A 16,625-nucleotide genomic window follows, 5' to 3' on the forward strand; every position below is an offset into this window, starting at 1 on the left:
GATTATTAAAATATTAAATTGCACTTTTGAAAAAAGGTGCAATTTTTTTATTTTCGGGCAACCTTTTACAACAAATTCCGTCTTATAGATAGAAACAGATACATGGAGAATCTCGAAAAGAATTTTTTACTGGCAAAAAAACAGGACCGGATGGCGCAGAAAGCCCTCTATGAAATGTTTTCGGCGAAAATGCTGGCCATATCAAATTCCTATACGAATAACCTTCATGATGCGGAAGATATTCTCATCAGCGCGTTTATGAAATGCTTCACCAGGCTGGATGAATGCAGAGACTGGAAAAGCTTTCCTTTTTGGCTGAGGAAAATTATCGTCAACGATTCCATCAGCTTTGTCAGGAAGAACAGAAATATTCTGTATGCCGATATAGAAATTGCAGACGATTATTCTGATGAATATCCGGATGAAGGGATGAAGGAACTCAATATTGAGGAAATATTTTCACAGATGCCGGCAGGATACAGGCTGGTCTTCAACTTATACGTCTTTGAAGAAAAAAAGCATCAGGAAATTGCAGAAATTCTGAATATTTCAGAAGGAACAAGCAAAAGTCAGCTGAGCAAAGCAAAAAAATGGCTCGCAGAATTTTTAAAAGCAGAAGAAAATGGAAAAAAAAATACTGAAACAGTTAAAATCTGATTACGAAAGGCTCGAAATAAGCCCCTCCGAGGATCTTTGGGACAGATTGGATCAGAAACTGGACGCAATACCTGAAATAGCGTTAAAACGGCCTTTTCAATGGTGGAAATATGCTGCTGTTGTACTGCTGATGATTTCTGTCGGGACTGTTATTTATTACAGTAAGTATCAATCAGGGTTTGATTATAAAAAAACAGATTATATTGTTAAAAAAACACTTGGAAAAGAAGCTCACCCGGTAAATTCCGATCTTCAGCCTCCATCTGTCATTTCAAATGATGAACCTGCAGGGGAACCCAAAATAGTCAATGAAAATCACGGAAAAAATAACCCTGACCAAGTGGTGCTTCCTCAGGAAGAAAAAAAACGACCCGTTACTCAGGTTGCAGAACATAAAGAACAGCTGGATACATTCAATCAATCTGGAAATACCATCATTAATCAGGGAAGTATTGAGGATAAAGGCCTGCCAAATTCTCCGGTAATTGCAGAAGTTAAAAAATCAAACTATATCAACCCCGATGAGCTTCTTTTGGGGAGGGAGCTTGATAAAGCCCGGGAAAAAGTCAATAAAGAGGATCGCAAATTGGGAGCTTTCAAATTTGATAAAATTGTTCCCAATGTAGGTAACGTAACCGTTTTAGGAGTAACCGTTTATCTGGAATCCAAATAAATCTTAAACTTTTTTATAAAATCAAGATACTGCTCTGAATGATGAACAGGGCTAAAATAATGTCTAAAAATTAAAAAAATAAATATGAAAACAAAACTAATCTTCATGGCTGCTGTAATGGCTTTTACATATGGTATTGCCCAGGAAAGGCAGGATATGAATCCACAGATTAAAATCTATTCAAAAAAAATAGACAGCATTGTGGTTTCGGAAAAATTCAAAATGAATGCAGAGCTGGATCAGGTTGATGAAGATTTTAAAGAAAAGAAAATCACATCAGAAGAAAAGCAGAAACAGCGCTCTGAAATTGCTTCGAAATACCAGCAAACCATCAATGAAAAAATAGATGCCCGGCAAAACGAACTGCAGTCTGCTACAAAAGAAATGGTTAAAAATGCTGTTTTTATGGACCGCGACAGTGTAAAGAAAAATGAGATGTGGCTGGGGCTTGATGGTCTGAACATGAAACTGGGACAGAAGAGAGGAAAAACTCCAAAGAATTCCTTACAGACCGTGGAATTATCCGGCAGTATAATGGGAACCGGGCTGACTGCTAAAAATGAGCCTTTTAATTTTTACGATAAAAATTCTGATACCAGAAATACCATCATCAATTCTTCACAGATGGCATTGAGATATGAAGGCCAGGTAGGAGGCTTTAAGAGTCCCGTGTTTTACCGAATTGGCTTAGGCGTTAGATTCGATCAATATGTTCCCAAATACGGCAAGGTTTTCAAGCAGGACAACAACAGCCTGTTTGTAGATGATTTTGACCGCGGAAATTTAAAAAAAACCCAATTCAACAATACCTATATATACGTACCTGTAGACCTAAGATTGGTCCTGAACCCAAAATATACGGAGTATGAAGGAGCTCAGTATCTCGATAACAGAAAAAAACAATTAAGTCTGGTGCTGGGAGCGTATGGCGGCGTGAAAGTGGGAAGTGTGAACTATATAAAATATTCGAACGAAAATTCCAGAAGAATCGTAGAAAGAGAAAGAATTATGCATGGGGTGAACGATTTTATCGTTGGCGGAAAGTTCGGAATCAGTTATGGAGGCCTTAAGGTATTTGTTCAGAAAGATTTTACTCCCATATTCAATGACAGTGCCTTGCTGAAGAATAAATACGGAGTGCAGATCGGTATGGAATTCGTGAATGTCATTTTCTGATTAAATAATAAAATGCAGCATTTTTTTAATATAATATAATTTTAATTCATTTTTATTGATGCTAACGAATGTTTGTACACCAATCATCCGTTTTTAAAACACACTGTTTAAAAGTGTGTTTTTTTTTGTATTTTGGCACTTTAGTAAATATGAAAAATATTCAGTTATTAGGATTAATATTGGTAGTGGTAGGGAGTTTCCTGCCTCTTGTTCATGTTCCCCTTATTGGAAACTGGAACTACTGGAAACTGGATCACTATCTGGCTGCTGCATGCTGGGTTTTTGCTGCATGTGCAGTTTTTGGTATTGTCAATGGCAATGGGAAAATGGTAAGGCTTTTCGGGATACTTTTGATTCTGTTATTTGCCTTCACGCTTGTTGCCGTTAAAATGCAGTCTCTGGAATATTTCAGCTTTCTGCCGTTCAAATCCTGGAGAGAGGCTTTTGCAGGAGTTGTAAAACTGAAATGGGGCTGGGTGGTAGAATTTTTAGGAGCCTTCCTCATGGTTCTTGCCGGGGGCAGTAAAAAAGTAAATAAAAACACACAGATATGAAACGTTTAAAAACGGTATCAGCAGCTTTACTGGTGCTGGTATGTTCACAGGCGAAATCTCAACAGACAGCTTTTGAAAAGCCGGATCAGCCGGCCAAATGTAAAAACATAAGAGACGGGAAATTCCTGAGGGCCAACTACCCGGAAGGAATATGGTATATGACCATTAAAGAAAATGTTCAGACCGAATATTTCAACAATGGGAAAGACTATATAAAATCCACACTTGTTTTCGTGGACGACTGTAATTATAAAGCCATTGTTCTGGAGAAATCCGACAAAAATGATCCCGTTCAGGTAGGCGATGTCTTTAATAATAAAATTGTGGAAACCCAGGATAATGTACTCAAGGTACAGTCCAAAATTGATAACAGCCAGTTTGAGGTTATTTACATAAAAGCAAAAAAATAAAATCGTATAATGAGGCTGAAAGGCTGCATTTGTTTATAAAAAAGTAAAATATCATACACATGAAAGAAGTATTCATCGTTTCCGCGGTAAGAACCCCTATAGGGAGTTTTATGGGAAGCCTTTCAACGGTTCCTGCTACAAAGCTGGGATCTGCTGCTGTAAAGGGAGCATTAAATAAAATCGGTCTTAATCCTAAAAATGTTCAGGAGATCTATATGGGAAATGTGCTGCAGGCAGGAGAAGGCCAGGCACCGGCCCGTCAGGCGGCACTGGGTGCAGGTCTGTCTATCGAGACGCCTTCCACTACAGTAAACAAGGTATGTGCTTCAGGAATGAAAGCCGTAACTATGGCAGCACAGGCTATTAAAGCAGGTGATGCTGAAGTAATCGTTGCCGGAGGTATGGAAAATATGTCCTTAGTTCCGCATTACTATAATGCAAGAGTTGCCACCAAGCTGGGCGATATCAAAATGCAGGACGGTATGGTACTGGACGGTCTTACAGACGTATACAACAAAGTGCATATGGGCGTATGTGCAGAGAAATGTGCTGTAGATTACGGTATTACAAGAGAAGACCAGGATAATTTTGCCATAGAATCTTACAAAAGAGCTGCAAAAGCTTGGAGCGAAGGGAAATTTGCAGAAGAAGTGGTTCCTGTTGAGATTCCTCAAAGAAAAGGAGATCCTGTAATTTTTGCTGAAGATGAAGAATATAAAGCGGTTAACTTTGACAGAATTGCAACACTTCCTACCGTATTCAAGAAAGAGGAAGGAACGGTAACCGCTGCCAATGCATCTACACTAAATGACGGTGCTTCCGCTTTGATCCTTGTTTCTAAAGAAAAAATGGAAGAACTGGGACTGAAGCCGTTGGCAAGAATCGTTTCTTATGCTGATGCAGCCCAGGAACCTGAAAACTTTACGACAGCTCCTTCAAAAGCTTTACCGATTGCCCTTAAAAAGGCAGGTTTGGAGCTTTCGGATATCGATTTCTTTGAATTCAACGAAGCATTCTCCGTGGTAGGTCTTGCCAATAATAAGATCCTGGGACTGGATGCATCCAAAGTAAATGTAAACGGGGGCGCAGTAGCCATCGGACATCCGCTGGGAAGTTCAGGATCCAGAATCATTGTTACGCTGATCAATGTATTGAAGCAGAATAACGCAAAATATGGTGCTGCAGCTATCTGTAACGGTGGTGGCGGAGCTTCTGCTATCGTGATTGAAAATATGTAATATTCTCTCGAAGAATATTTTACCATTAAGGAATCGATAATTTTTCTAAATTCTGATCGATTTCTTAATGGTTTTTCTATTTTTGTGCTACTAATATTTATTTGAAATGTCTGAAATTGAGAATCAACAGCCTCCAAACATAAAGAATAATCCAAGGATTATGAAAGCCTGGGCTGTATACGACTGGGCGAATTCTGTTTACTCATTGGTTATTACCTCCACTATTTTCCCTATTTACTATTCCATACTCACTACTGCTTATGAGAAAAAACAGTACATAGCGGAAACAAAATCATGGATTGATGTTCCGGTGAGGCATATGATAAAGATCTTCGGGAATGAATACCAGCCGGATGCGGTCTACGGTTACTCACTTACCATATCATTTTTTATCGTAGTGTTATTGTCTCCATTCCTGTCTTCGCTGGCAGATACCATTGGGAACAAGAAATCATTTTTGCAGTTTTTCTGCTATCTTGGAGCTACCTCATGTATGGGACTTGCTATGTTTACGGGGATGCATAACGTGTTTTTAGGGCTTCTTTTCAGTATTACGGCCAGTGTCGGGTTCTGGGGAAGTCTGGTGTTTTATAACTCCTTCCTGCCGGATATTGCGACCCGTGACAAACAGGATGCACTTTCCGCAAAAGGATATGTCTATGGCTATCTGGGTTCTGTAGTCCTTGTGGTGATCTGTCTGGTACTTATTCAGGTTTTTGCAAAAGGAGCGGCGCAACAGCTTTTATTTACGAGGATAAGTTTCCTGTTGACCGGTGCATGGTGGTTCGGATTTTCCCAGTATACGTTTAAGCATCTTCCTCAGTTTGGAGACGTTAAAGAAAAGCTGCCTAAAGATCTTGTCCTTCTAAACTATAAGAATATCTTTAAAAAACATGAGGAACAGGGAGGTTTCTTTGAAGTTCTTAAAGATAATATGAGCTTTTATAAAGACATAGCCAAAGAAAGTTTTCATGAGCTTTTCAAAGTAGGCGGAGTGCTGTTTAAAGATAAAAACCTGAAATTCTTCCTTTCCAGCTTCTTCTTTTATAGTGTAGGGATGCAGACCATTTTCCTGATGGCTACCTTATTTGGAAAAAGTGAAATCAACCTGGCTCAGGACAAGCTGATAGGAACTCTTTTGGTTATTCAGATCGAAGCAATTATCGGGGCGGTTATATTCTCCAGGCTATCGAGAAAAATAGGAAATAAGAATGTGATCTCTATTGCCATTGTATTGTGGATCGTTGCCTGTCTTTGGGCATATTTCCTGAACAAGGAAAATCCTACAGTAGAATATCAGTTCTATGGTGTAGCAGCAGTAGTAGGATTGGTTATGGGCGGGCTTCAGGCTATGTCCAGATCTACTTATTCAAAGCTTCTTCCGGAAGATTCTATGGAAAACACCACCTATTTCAGCTTCTATGATGTATTGGAAAAAATAGCCATCATTATCGGAACGTTTATCTTTGCGACACTGATTGAACATTTTAATAATATGCGTATCGCAGCACTTTCTATGACTTTATTTTTCGCAACAGGACTTATTCTGATCCGGTTTTTAAAAGTCAATATGTTGAAAGACAGAGATACCTTATAAAAAGGACTGTTTTTAACAAAATAAAAAAAGATATCTCGGTTTGAGGTATCTTTTTTTGTGCAGTAAAATTGCAAAAACAGGCAAACCCAACATTTCGACAATAGAAGTGGGGAATAGTGTTGTAAAAAACAGGATAAGGTAACGGATTTTAAATTCAGCTTCTTTTTTATTGTCTCAATTTAAGAAATATAGGTTTAAGTTTTTATTTATAGAGGTTCAGAATAAAAATTTATCTTAAAATGTTAATTATTTATCACTGTAATTTGATTTTTTTTGTTTATTTGTAAATCTAATTTAGTGAAATGATAAGAAAGATCCTAGTGTTATGCCTGCTGCAATGCTTTGTCCTTGGTTTTACCCAGAAACTGAGACCTGTTGCACAAAAAATTTCAGAATATCATGCAGAGAAAAATACTTTTCAGAAGTATAATCTGTTTGAAGTCAATAATGCACCACAAAAATTCTCCGAATACAAAAGAGCAGCCACTGATATTACGGTCATGAACATAAAATCCGCTGAGCTGAAAAGGCTGATTGATGAAAGACCGGAATACCTCGAAATAAGCTTTCCTTTCGAAGGTAACAGGCAGATTACTGTAGAACTGTATAAAAATCAGATTTTTACAAACAGTTTTAAAGTGGTTACCAACAAAGGAGAAATAGTAAAATATACTCCGGGTGCCTACTATATCGGAATTGTAAAAGGTGATAATACTTCCATTGCAGCTTTCAGTTTCTTTAATGATGATGTGGTGGGAGTAGCTTCTACTTCTGAGCTTGGAAATGTGGTATTGGGAAAAGCAAAAAATGCTGAAGATTTTGTAAGCTATTCAGAATCTAAACTCACCGGAGCCAATCCTTTCGTCTGTGGCGTAGATGAGCTGAAAGAAAATCAGGCAAAAAAAGTCTCATTTGATCCTTCTGTGAGCAAAAAAGCGATGACTGAGAACTGTGTGAGAATTTATTACGAGGTATGCTTTAAGCCTTATCAGAATAATAATTCCAACACAACTACCACTACCAATTGGCTTACTGCTGTTCATAACAATATTGCCGCGCTCTATACCAATGACGACATTAAAGTGGCATTAAATGAAATCTACATCTGGACAACACAGGATCCTTATACCGGAAATCCAAACACCAATCTGGGAAATTTTAGAAACAACAGGCAGACCTTCAACGGAGACCTTGCCCACCTGATCAACGCTCCGGCTACAACAAGCGTTGCTTATGTGAACTCTTTATGCGGAACCTATAAACATGCCTATTCAGGTATTTCACAGACCTATTCCAATGTTCCTGTATATTCATGGACCATTCAGGCTATGACACACGAAATGGGACATAGCCTAGGATCTCCTCACACACATGCCTGTGCCTGGAACGGAAATAATACAGCAATTGACGGCTGTGGACCTCAGGCCGGCTACAGCGAAGGATGTACAGGCCCGATTCCTTCCACAACGGTTAAAGGATCAATTATGAGCTACTGTCACCTTGTTTCCGGAGTAGGAATCAGTTTCAGTAACGGGTTTGGTCCGCAGCCTGCTGCTTTGATCAGGAATACGGTTGATTCAAAGCCATGTCTTGGGACCAACTGTACTACCGCATGTGCATCTACCATTACACAGATGAATGTTTTAAATGTTACCCAGAGTTCAGCTAACGCAGCCTTTACCGATGCTGTTTCCACATCCTGGAAATATAAACTGACCAAAATGGATGAAACTCCTGTAGCATCAGGAATTATAAGTGCACAGACAATTAATTTCAGCAGCCTTCAGCCTGCGACCTATTATAAATTATCGGTAGGAACAACCTGTTCCGGATCCGGGGCTTATCAAAGAACCCAGGTATTCCTTACGGATGCGTCCTGGTGCGACGGTGCTCTGTTTACAGATACAGGTGGCCAGAATGCAGGATACGGAAACGATGAAACAATCGTTAAAACATTTTATCCCGCTTCCGGAGCACTTACCATGACTTTTACAGACTTTGACCTGGAAGAGGACTATGATTTTATGTATATCTATAATGGACCTTCTACGACATCTCCTTTGTTTGCAAACGGGGATAATCTTACGGGAAGCACAGCGCCCGGTCCGTTTACTTCCACACATTCTTCGGGAGCTATTACGGTAAAATTCGTATCAGATCCCGGTGTTACGGAAAACGGCTGGAAAGCGTCTTTCTCCTGCAATGTCTTAGGCATTGATGAGGTAAATAAAAATGATAACCTGATAAGCATTTACCCAAATCCTGCTAAAAATATGATTGTCATTTCATCCAAGGATGCCCTAAGATCTTATAAAATCTATGATGAGGCAGGAAGACTGGTAATGTCAGCTTCTTCATTAAAAGGAAACAGGCAGGAAATCAATGTTTCAGCTATCCTGACAGGAAATTATATTGTAACGGTAGAAACAGAAAAGCAGACTGTAAATAAAAAGTTAATCAAAAACTAATCATATTTACGTCAATTAATCATAAAAGCCTGGTTATTTCAGGCTTTTTGCTGTATACAGATACAACAGTTTCCGCTTTTTGGAGTGGTCAAAATCTGGAAAAAAAACTTTCTGCTCAAATAAATTGGAATTCGGCTTATGTTTTGCTTATATTCAGCGGAATAATTTTAACTTTGCAAAAAGATTTATTGTCAAAATGACGAACCCTCTATTTTATGCCAAAATAATTCTCTTTGGAGAATACGGGATGATTGAAGACTCTCAGGGGCTTGTAGTACCTTACAGTTTCTATAAGGGAGCTCTGAAATTCTCAGATTTGAGTTCTGAATTTGAACTTAAATCCAACAGACATCTGCAGCAATACTCTGATTTCCTTGCAACGCTTGACCTTTCCGATGATTTTAAATTGGATATCGAAAGCTTCAAAAATGATATTGAATCCGGACTTTTCTTCGATTCCAATATTCCGCAGGGATATGGAGTGGGAAGCTCAGGGGCTTTGGTGGCGGCTATTTTTGAAAAATATACGCTGAGTAAGCTGGATCCTGAACAAATCTCAAAAGATAATCTGAAAAGATTAAAAACCGTCTTCGGTGAAATGGAAAGCTATTTCCATGGGAAAAGTTCGGGTATGGATCCTCTGATCTGCTACATGAACCTTCCGATCCTTATTGAGAATAAAGAAAACCTTGACAGGGTTTCTATTCCTGAGGGCGAGAAGGGTAAAGGAGCTATTTTTCTTATCGACAGCGGTATCACCGGAGAAACCGGCCCTATGATCCAGATTTTCTTTGAAAAAATGAAAACGGAAGGTTTCCGTAAAACATTAAAAGAAGAATTCATCCGTTACAACAACGCATGCATTGATTCTTTCCTTAAAAAAGATATGAATCCTTTCTTCAGAAACCTGAAAAAACTTTCCCATTGGGCTTATGAACATTTCCGCCCGATGATCCCTGAAAGTATTTTTAATATCTGGAAAAAAGGACTGGACTCCAATGCCTATTATCTGAAGCTTTGCGGAAGCGGCGGCGGCGGATATATTCTGGGCTTCACTAAAGATTATGCGAAAGCAGAAAAAATGCTTGAAGGCTTCCAAAAAGAAGTGATTTACAGATTTTAAACAGACTGGAATGAATTCTGAAAAAGAAACTTTCCAGTCTAAAAACTATGTCTCTAAATCTATATTTTACAGATTTTCACAATTCGTGGGCTTTCTGATCGGTGCCAGATTCTTCGTTGCTTTACTGCTGACGTTTGCCCTTTATGTATCTACTTTTTTCCTGTTCAATCAGGATGAAACCTTTAGTAAATTTGTCTTTGATTTTAAAGTACATGGTATTATTTTCTGTACCGTGATAACCATCCTGGCCGGAGGAATCATCAACCAGTTTTATGATCTGGAAAAAGACCATATTGTAAAACCTTTCCGTACCAGAATCCAGAGCTTTATCAAGCAGAAATATTTTCTGTATGCTTACCTTGCTCTTACCGCAATCTCTCTTGGGGTCGCATGGATGATCTCTCATAAGGTTTTTGCTTTTTTTCTTGTATACCAGTTTTTTATGTGGTTTTACAGCCATAAATTAAGCAGATTGCTGATCATTAACAATCTTACTTTTGTAAGCCTTACGCTGTATCCTTTTTTCGGAATGATGGTGTACTACGAAACCTTTTCCAAAAAGGTACTGCTGATGGCAGTTTTTCTCTTTATGATCCTTTTGTGTATCGATATTGTGAAAGATATGCTAACGAAAAGCGTTGACAGGGCATTCGGGTATACAACAATTCCGAACTATTTTAAAAGCAGAAATACCAGGATTATTATTATTTCCTTACTGATTATCACAATAGCTGTTTCCATGAAACTGATCATTAAAACAGGTATATCAGGCTTTATGGCCTATTACTTTACCGGAGGCATGTTTGTAATGATCTTCTGTATTTACCTTTTACTTCAATCTACCAGAAGAAGTAAATTCTTCACACTCAATATATTAAGATTCTGGGTTTTTATAGGAATTATCGCAATGCTTCTGAACGGAATTGAAAGCAAATTGTAGAAAAATTTCTTTAAATAAACTGAGGTTATTGCTACCTTTGCAAAACTAAATTTAATAAAAAGGAATGCCCATTTTTAACGATACTAAAGTTGCATTTGCAGACAAGTCTGATGCACAACTGAGAAAGGCGTACTGGATGTTTAAAATGATTGAACAGCCTGCTCTTACCAGCCTTGGAACTTCTGTCCTTAATTTTACGGTACACAACAATTTTCCTTTCGTGACCGGGATTGTAAAAAGCACTCTGTTTGAGCAGTTCTGTGGTGGCGAAACACGTGAAGAAAGTATGAAAGCGGTAAAACAGCTTTTCAAAAGAGGAGTGGGAAGTATTTTCGATTACTCTATTGAGGGCAAGGAAGATGAGGAAACCTTTGATGCGGTATGCAAAGAGATCAAAGAGATCATCAGATTCTCTGTTGGAAATCCGGCTATTCCTTTTATTGTGTTTAAGCCGACTGCTTTTGGAAGAATTGATCTGTATGAGGCGGTAGGAAAAGGTTCTGAGCTTACTTCAAGCCAGAAAGAAGAATGGCAAAGGGTCGTAAGAAGATTTGATGAAGTATGCAGCCTTTGCCATGAAAATGATAAAAAAGTAATGGTAGATGCGGAAGAAACCTGGATGCAGGATTCTGCAGACCAGCTTTGTGAGGAAATGATGGAGAAATACAACCGGGAAAAACCGATCGTCTGGAATACCATCCAGATGTACAGAACCGGAAGGCTGGAGTATATGGAAGCCCATCTTCAGAGAGCCAGAGAAAAAAATTACTTCATCGGGTACAAGATCGTCCGCGGGGCCTATATGGAGAAGGAAAGAGCAAGGGCGGCGGAAAAAGGATATCCGGATCCTATTCAGCCGGATAAAGAAGCTTCTGATAAGAATTATAATGCAGGAATTGATTTTGTAATGAATCATTTGGATATAGTATCTGCATTCTTCGGTACCCATAATGAGATCTCATCTGAATTGGTTATGGATAAAATGAAAGCCAAATCTCTTGAAAACGGCAATCCGCATGTCTATTTTGGGCAGCTTTACGGAATGAGCGACAATATTACATTCTATCTTTCGGATAAAGGATATAATGTGGCTAAATATCTTCCATACGGACCAGTAAAGGACGTTGTGCCTTATCTTACAAGAAGAGCCAGGGAAAACACTTCTGTAGCCGGGCAGACCGGAAGAGAATTGGGGCTCATCAGGAAAGAACTGGAAAGAAGAAAAAAATAGTAATATCATATAAAAAGATATACTTAAGACCTGCAGAAATACTGCAGGTCTTTTATTTTGATAATACATCTGTTTAAACTTATATCTTATAGTGTAAGTTGGCCAGTCGGAAAGGCGCAAATATTTTATCTGCGATAAAACTTCTAAACATTTATTTTATAGTTTTTGCTGAAAATATTTGATTTTCCTATGCCTGAAAACATCCATACGTTTAAAACTTTGCAGCTTTCCAACAAAGAAGTTTAAACAAATTAAATGGTATAATATTCACGTATAAGCCATATATGATTTAAAAATTTAATTTTTTATAGTTTTTAGTGATCATTATTCGTTATATTTGAATGAACCATTAAAAAAACTAATACATGAAAACAGCATTACTCATTGCTGCCTTTATGGCAGCTAACTTTGTTACAGCGCAAACCTACGCCAATGGAGGTTTAAGTACCGGGGCTACTTCTAAAGGTGGTCTTGCGGCACCAGCCGGATACACATGGTCTGAACTTCAGAACAACACAGGAAATACTACAGAGTCTAATACCAGCATTGGCTTAGGAGGAACATTCAGTTCGGCTACAACAAGTTATTTTCTTGCCGATGATTTTACGGTCCCGGCCGGATCCAGCTGGCAGATCACGACCATAGATTTTTTTGCCTATCAGACAAATTATTCAGGAACTACAGCTCCTTTTAATACAGTGAGGGTTAATATATTCAGTTCAGATCCATCTGTTGCAGGCGCCGTAAGTGTATATGGAGATGATACAACAAACAGGTTCAGTGCAGGTGTGGATGCTAATATGTACAGAACCGGAAACAGTCTGGTACCAGCACCTACACCCCCTGCAACCAATAGAAAGATATGGAAAGTTACAGCCAGTACCCCTAAAACTTTGAGTGCGGGTACGTATTGGGTAAAATATCAGTTGCAAAATGTAGTGACTGCCAATGCGGGCTTCTTACCTGCAGTTACCATCGTAGGAAACAGGGGGCTTCCCTCTTTTAATGCGAAGCAGTTTGACGCTATCGGGGGAACCTGGGCCCCTGTAGTAGATGCCGGAAATCCTGCAACAGCTCCGGATTATCCTTTGGATATGCCATTTGTAATTACCTTTACTTCTACAACATTGGGCACACAGGAAACGATGCAGTATGATAACAGAATTCAGGTTTATCCTAATCCTGTAAAAGACAATTTCAGAATTAATAATCCTGAAAAGCTTAAAATAAGTACTGTAGAAATTATGGACGCATCCGGAAAACTGGTCCGTACTTTAAAGGGTTCCGAAGAGTACAATGTTTCAGATCTTCCAAAGGGAAATTATATTCTGAAAATAAAGAGTGAAGGCGGGCTTGCAAAAATTACAAAACTAATAAAGCAATAGCTTTAGTTTTCTTCTTCAAATATTTTTTATCCTGGCCATTTTCTTTGGCCAGGTTTTTTATGGCTCAAAACTTTCAAATTTTCCGTTTTCATAAAACAGAACAATCCTTTTTATTTTATTTGATTGATTTCCAATGACTTGATTAATAGCCTGGTTATTGATATTTTCTAATCGCTGAGAATCTGATATATTTTCCTGAGTCTTATATGGGGGTGGTACAAACGATTCTCGCGGGCTTTCTTTGAATGACTCAATTTCCTCTTCAGCTCCGAAATCTTCATCATCTTTCATCATGGTAAACAGATCGGGCAGCGGAGTAGGTTTTCCTTTCTCATCTTCCTTCTTTTCCTCTAAAACAGATGTTACTTCCGGTAATTCGGATTTCAGCATTTCACCTTCGCCCGTAACCAGCCAGTCCCAAAGAATTTCAGGGAAGCTCGACTTTATCTTTATAATAAATTCCAGAGACGGTTTGTTTCTTCCGGAAGTAATGTGCGAAATAGATGAACGCTGTACATCAATCTCGTCTGCAAACTCGGAAGGGCTGAGATTTGAATATTCTATAACTTTGGAAATTCTCTCGTTTAAACTCATAAAATAAGCTTTCAGTTGTTTTACAAATGTAAATAATAAAATTCACATGAACAAGTTACAAAAGTAAATGATATAAATATTTATTAATATACATATGTAAACTAGTATAACATATTGATAAATAACAATTTATGTAATCTACTTTACGATAAAATTCAATTAAATAATGTAAATTATATTTTAATGGTATAATTTATAACAAATGAATATCACTAAACATCTTTTCTTCATAAGTATTATTAAAATAAATCACCCAGATAAATATATTATAAAGCATTGTTTATTAATATATTAACCCATGGCATATATAGATACTATTCTTAAGATGAAAAGTGTTTATTATATCGTATACAATTGTAATATTGCATATAAATAGCTATAAAACAATTCTTTATGGTAAAAACATATAATAGATATTTTCTTTAAGACTATAAATCCTGTAAATAGAGTAAAATATATTTTTTATACTTTTAAATCCCTGTGAAATTCAGCAATAAATGCAAAATATATAAATTTACATTTGTATACATATGTAAGCAGTATAGTTTTCCACATTAATTATGTTTAACTATATTATACCTATTCTTAAATAAACAGTAATTTTTCCACTTAAAGTAAGGTTATAAATATAATTGATATAAATCCTATAAAACACTGATTTAATGTGTTTTAAATTTTTTGTTTTATATATTATGCAATTAACAATTTTATCCACAGACAAAATGACAGTCGCTATTGTTTAGTGTAATTACAAATGTTAACTGTTTATTTCTGTCTAAAAATCATTAAATTTGACTCTTGTAAATTATCTATAATGAACTTTGAACAAATGTATTCTCCTAACCCTGATTTCCCAAACCGTTATATTTCCCCGGAAAAATTATTTTCTTATTTACAGGACACTCTCAGCGATTACATTCATGAGATTGGAAGATCGTATTTAGATAAACCCGTTTATCAGTTAAGCATAGGAACAGGAGCTATTCATGTTCTTGCCTGGTCGCAGATGCACGGCAATGAGTCCAATGCCACCCACGCGATGCTTGATCTCCTGGAGACTTTAGATAAGGCTCCGGAAATAAAAGAAGATTTTTTCAGCAAGATCACACTGGATTTTATTTTTATGCTGAATCCTGACGGTTCAGAAAGATGGACAAGAATGAATGCTGCCGATATTGACCTGAACAGGGATTTTCACAACGAGTCAAGCAAAGAGATTAAACTCCTTAAAAAAGCTGCTGCTTCAAAAAAATACGACTATGCATTAAATCTGCACGAACAGAGAACTATTTTTACTACAGACGGGATACATCCGGCAACACTTTCCTTTTTGGCTCCCTCCGAAAATATAGAACGTACCGTAACGGATAACAGGAAAAAATGCATGGCTGTAATTGGAAAAGTTTATGAACACTTGAATGAATTAATTCCAAACCAGATCGGCAGATATTCTGATGAGTTTTATCCGACCTCTACCGGTGATAACTTTATAAAAGCAGGAATGCCGACTATTTTATTTGAAGGCGGGCATTTTGTGGACGATTATACAAGAAAGGGAACCCGGAAATATTATACACTTGCTTTATATTATGCATTAAAAGCAATCAGTGAGCTGAACTCTGATATTGAAGGCTGGGAAAAATATCTTGAAATTCCGGAAAACCAGGAAACGCATTATGACATTATTTACAGAAATGTAAAGTTGAATACAGGCCACGAGTGCATTCTGGACGTTGCAGTTCAGTACCGCGAAATGATAGAAAAAGGAAAGGATGAAATATCTTTTGTTCCTTTTGTAATGGAAGTGGGAGATGTGAAAAAAAGAAAAGGCTGGTTGGAAATAGACTGTACAGGAAAGAAATTTGTAGCCGCTACCAAATATCCGAAACTGGATTCTCCCGCAGAATTTACAATAGAAGATTAAATATTTTTGTTACGAATAACCGAGCTCATATTTTCCTCACAGATTTTGAAAATAAGCATATAGAAGATAATAAACGCATCTGCTCAATCAGAGCATAAAACAAAACGTCCTCAAAAAGCATTACTCTTTGAGGACGTTATTATTTTTATAGAAAACTAGTTCACTACTTTGATTCCATTGGCTACAAACCTGATCTCTTCTTTGGGAGCCGTGATGGCATCAATTTCAGCCTGAGGCTTCTTGGCATCCTCGGCGTAATGTTTCTGCTCGTCCACTGAAGTTACCTTTCTCTCTGCAGTGCCTTCCAATACAACATTTTTACCTTTTAAAGCTGTCGGAACAAAGAATGCATAATCCTTCATTTTCACGAAAAACTGAGAATTGTCTTCAGTTTGGATAGTAAGCCAGCATCCCTTTTTCTCGCATACATCAGTTACTTTTCCTTTAACAGCTATGCCTTCCACTTTTTTATTGTCTTTCTTAAGCTTTTTACTCAGCTTATCTACGGTGATGGCTTTAGACTCCGAAGTTACTCCAGCTCCATATGCATCACCCACAACGGCATTTCCTGTTGGTGGTCCGGATTTTTCCTGTGCGAAAGCTAAAGCAGAAATACTTACAGCTGCCGCGAATAATATAGCCTTTAATTTCATTT

The 16,625-nt window shown here is 37.6% G+C and carries 15 protein-coding genes; 13 read left to right on the top strand and 2 right to left on the bottom strand.

All coding sequences use genetic code 11. The features are described 5' to 3' along the window. The first annotated feature begins 102 nt into the window (after positions 1–102). From IX38_RS16350 to IX38_RS16405, 12 genes are all read left to right on the top strand, one after another. Positions 103–657 carry an RNA polymerase sigma factor gene (locus IX38_RS16350; RefSeq protein ID WP_034706775.1) on the top strand — a complete coding sequence of 185 codons (555 nt, stop codon included), beginning with the start codon at positions 103–105 and terminating at the stop codon, positions 655–657. Further along, complete coding sequence (locus tag IX38_RS16355; protein WP_034706776.1) at positions 623–1,330, top strand: hypothetical protein; 708 nt, start codon at positions 623–625, stop codon at positions 1,328–1,330. The genes IX38_RS16350 and IX38_RS16355 overlap by 35 nt, the downstream gene beginning before the upstream one ends. An 84-nt stretch (positions 1,331–1,414) precedes the next feature. Next, a complete protein-coding gene (locus IX38_RS16360; RefSeq protein WP_131368695.1) occupies positions 1,415–2,506 on the top strand; it encodes a hypothetical protein in 1,092 nt (363 codons plus the stop codon). A gap of 149 nt (positions 2,507–2,655) precedes the next feature. Beyond that, complete coding sequence (locus IX38_RS16365) at positions 2,656–3,060, top strand: hypothetical protein (protein WP_034706779.1); 405 nt, start codon at positions 2,656–2,658, stop codon at positions 3,058–3,060. After that, entirely contained in the window at positions 3,057–3,470 is a 414-nt protein-coding gene (locus IX38_RS16370; protein ID WP_034706780.1) for a hypothetical protein, read from the top strand. Before IX38_RS16365 ends, IX38_RS16370 begins: the two co-directional genes overlap by 4 nt. A 59-nt stretch (positions 3,471–3,529) precedes the next feature. Further along, entirely contained in the window at positions 3,530–4,708 is a 1,179-nt protein-coding gene (locus IX38_RS16375; protein WP_034706781.1) for an acetyl-CoA C-acyltransferase, read from the top strand. 106 nt (positions 4,709–4,814) lie between these two features. Beyond that, on the top strand, positions 4,815–6,305 hold the full coding sequence (locus tag IX38_RS16380; RefSeq protein WP_034706784.1) for an MFS transporter: 1,491 nt from the start codon (positions 4,815–4,817) through the stop codon (positions 6,303–6,305). A 302-nt stretch (positions 6,306–6,607) separates the two neighbouring features. Beyond that, entirely contained in the window at positions 6,608–8,773 is a 2,166-nt protein-coding gene (locus IX38_RS16385) for a M12 family metallo-peptidase (RefSeq protein WP_034706786.1), read from the top strand. Positions 8,774–8,969: 196 nt separating this feature from the next. Then, positions 8,970–9,896, top strand: coding sequence for a mevalonate kinase family protein (locus tag IX38_RS16390; RefSeq protein WP_034706862.1), 927 nt, complete (start codon positions 8,970–8,972; stop codon positions 9,894–9,896). A gap of 10 nt (positions 9,897–9,906) precedes the next feature. Further along, entirely contained in the window at positions 9,907–10,836 is a 930-nt protein-coding gene (locus IX38_RS16395) for a UbiA family prenyltransferase (protein WP_034706787.1), read from the top strand. Positions 10,837–10,900: 64 nt separating this feature from the next. Then, positions 10,901–12,067, top strand: coding sequence for a proline dehydrogenase family protein (locus tag IX38_RS16400; RefSeq protein ID WP_034706788.1), 1,167 nt, complete (start codon positions 10,901–10,903; stop codon positions 12,065–12,067). Positions 12,068–12,432: 365 nt separating this feature from the next. Further along, positions 12,433–13,452 carry a T9SS type A sorting domain-containing protein gene (locus IX38_RS16405; protein ID WP_034706789.1) on the top strand — a complete coding sequence of 340 codons (1,020 nt, stop codon included), beginning with the start codon at positions 12,433–12,435 and terminating at the stop codon, positions 13,450–13,452. Positions 13,453–13,509: 57 nt separating this feature from the next. Here IX38_RS16405 and IX38_RS16410 read toward each other — a convergent pair whose 3' ends face one another. Then, positions 13,510–14,046 carry a helix-turn-helix transcriptional regulator gene (locus tag IX38_RS16410; protein ID WP_034706791.1) on the bottom strand — a complete coding sequence of 179 codons (537 nt, stop codon included), beginning with the start codon at positions 14,044–14,046 and terminating at the stop codon, positions 13,510–13,512. Positions 14,047–14,860: 814 nt separating this feature from the next. On the opposite strand from IX38_RS16410, the gene IX38_RS16415 reads away from it, so the two are divergent. Next, on the top strand, positions 14,861–15,970 hold the full coding sequence (locus IX38_RS16415; RefSeq protein WP_034706794.1) for a M14 family zinc carboxypeptidase: 1,110 nt from the start codon (positions 14,861–14,863) through the stop codon (positions 15,968–15,970). Positions 15,971–16,125: 155 nt separating this feature from the next. On the opposite strand, the gene IX38_RS16420 is transcribed toward IX38_RS16415, so the two are convergent. Continuing rightward, entirely contained in the window at positions 16,126–16,623 is a 498-nt protein-coding gene (locus IX38_RS16420; RefSeq protein WP_034706796.1) for a DUF4920 domain-containing protein, read from the bottom strand. Positions 16,624–16,625 lie beyond the last annotated feature (2 nt).

This window comes from Chryseobacterium luteum, assembly GCF_000737785.1.
GTDB lineage: Bacteria > Bacteroidota > Bacteroidia > Flavobacteriales > Weeksellaceae > Chryseobacterium > Chryseobacterium luteum.

What these genes read in the sequence shown, in the direction of transcription:
- IX38_RS16350 (WP_034706775.1), top strand. Translation starts at nt 103, where the DNA reads ATGGAGAATCTCGAAAAGAATTTTTTACTGGCAAAAAAACAGGACCGG.
- IX38_RS16355 (WP_034706776.1), top strand. Translation starts at nt 623, where the DNA reads ATGGAAAAAAAAATACTGAAACAGTTAAAATCTGATTACGAAAGGCTC.
- IX38_RS16360 (WP_131368695.1), top strand. Translation starts at nt 1,415, where the DNA reads ATGAAAACAAAACTAATCTTCATGGCTGCTGTAATGGCTTTTACATAT.
- IX38_RS16365 (WP_034706779.1), top strand. Translation starts at nt 2,656, where the DNA reads ATGAAAAATATTCAGTTATTAGGATTAATATTGGTAGTGGTAGGGAGT.
- IX38_RS16370 (WP_034706780.1), top strand. Translation starts at nt 3,057, where the DNA reads ATGAAACGTTTAAAAACGGTATCAGCAGCTTTACTGGTGCTGGTATGT.
- IX38_RS16375 (WP_034706781.1), top strand. Translation starts at nt 3,530, where the DNA reads ATGAAAGAAGTATTCATCGTTTCCGCGGTAAGAACCCCTATAGGGAGT.
- IX38_RS16380 (WP_034706784.1), top strand. Translation starts at nt 4,815, where the DNA reads ATGTCTGAAATTGAGAATCAACAGCCTCCAAACATAAAGAATAATCCA.
- IX38_RS16385 (WP_034706786.1), top strand. Translation starts at nt 6,608, where the DNA reads ATGATAAGAAAGATCCTAGTGTTATGCCTGCTGCAATGCTTTGTCCTT.
- IX38_RS16390 (WP_034706862.1), top strand. Translation starts at nt 8,970, where the DNA reads ATGACGAACCCTCTATTTTATGCCAAAATAATTCTCTTTGGAGAATAC.
- IX38_RS16395 (WP_034706787.1), top strand. Translation starts at nt 9,907, where the DNA reads ATGAATTCTGAAAAAGAAACTTTCCAGTCTAAAAACTATGTCTCTAAA.
- IX38_RS16400 (WP_034706788.1), top strand. Translation starts at nt 10,901, where the DNA reads ATGCCCATTTTTAACGATACTAAAGTTGCATTTGCAGACAAGTCTGAT.
- IX38_RS16405 (WP_034706789.1), top strand. Translation starts at nt 12,433, where the DNA reads ATGAAAACAGCATTACTCATTGCTGCCTTTATGGCAGCTAACTTTGTT.
- IX38_RS16410 (WP_034706791.1), bottom strand. Translation starts at nt 14,046, where the DNA reads ATGAGTTTAAACGAGAGAATTTCCAAAGTTATAGAATATTCAAATCTC.
- IX38_RS16415 (WP_034706794.1), top strand. Translation starts at nt 14,861, where the DNA reads ATGAACTTTGAACAAATGTATTCTCCTAACCCTGATTTCCCAAACCGT.
- IX38_RS16420 (WP_034706796.1), bottom strand. Translation starts at nt 16,623, where the DNA reads ATGAAATTAAAGGCTATATTATTCGCGGCAGCTGTAAGTATTTCTGCT.